Origin of the sequence: Methylopila musalis, assembly GCF_042679725.1 — a bacterium.
GTDB classification, from domain to species: Bacteria; Pseudomonadota; Alphaproteobacteria; order Rhizobiales; family Methylopilaceae; genus Methylopila; species Methylopila musalis.
In genome coordinates, this window is record NZ_JBHTMX010000392.1 from 1 (window position 1) to 899 (window position 899).

The 899-nt window shown below is 75.3% G+C and carries 1 pseudogene; it reads right to left on the reverse strand.

Annotated features, from left to right (window positions below):
* A pseudogene (locus ACFQ4O_RS17885) lies at window positions 1-899 on the reverse strand (hypothetical protein); the annotation flags it as partial.

Consider the following 899-nt stretch of genomic DNA (forward strand, 5'->3'; position numbering starts at 1 on the left):
CCTCGCCCGCGTCGCCCCAGCGCCGGGCGCTCCAGAGGATGTCGGCCTTCAGCCGCGCCCCGTCCGCGCCCTCGACCCCCTCGGCGATCTCGACGCCGAGATCCACCCGCCCGCTCTGGGCGAGCGCGCGCGCCTCCAGCACCAGCCGGGAGCGGGCGAGCGAGCGCGGCAGGTCCGCCTGCCGGGTCTTCTGCAGCAGGCGCGCGGCCTCGGCCGGCTTGCCGTTCATCAGCGCCACCAGCGCCGCCCGCGCGCCCACCTGCGCCCGCGCTGCGCCCTTGAGGCGGTTGTCGATCTGGTATTCGAGCAGGGCCGTGGCCTGGTCCAGCAGCTCCACGTCCACCAGCTTGTCGGCAAGGCGGCGCACCACCTCGTCGCCCCGGCGGCCGGGGGGCACCAGATCCTGGAAGTCGTAGAACAGCGACAGGGCCTCGAGCTTCGGCAGGCGATCGATGGCGGCGCCGAGAAAGAGTTCGGTGAACCGGACCTGCATGCGGTCCTGCAGCGCGCGGATGCGCGCGCCGTCGGGGAAGGCCTCCACCGCGGTGCGGAGCGTCGCGAAGGCGTCGCGCCAGCGTTCGGCGTCGGCGTAGAAGCCGGCGAGCTTCTCCAGTCCCTCCGCCTCGATCCAGTCGCCGCGCCAGCCGGTGACGAGGCTCTCCAGCCGGCGGATGGCCTCGTCGGCGCCCATGCGGTGCTCGGCGGCGGCCAGACCGACCCCGCGGAGCTCCGCTTCCGCCACCGACTGGGGATCGGCCGAGCGGGCCGCCGCCTCATAGGCCGCGAGCGCGGCGTTGACGTCGCCGAGGCTCGCGAGCACCCGGCCGCGCAGAACCTCACGCGCCGCGGGGGTGCGCACCGGCGGCAGGGTTTCGAGCTGGTCGTAAGCGGCGGCCGCG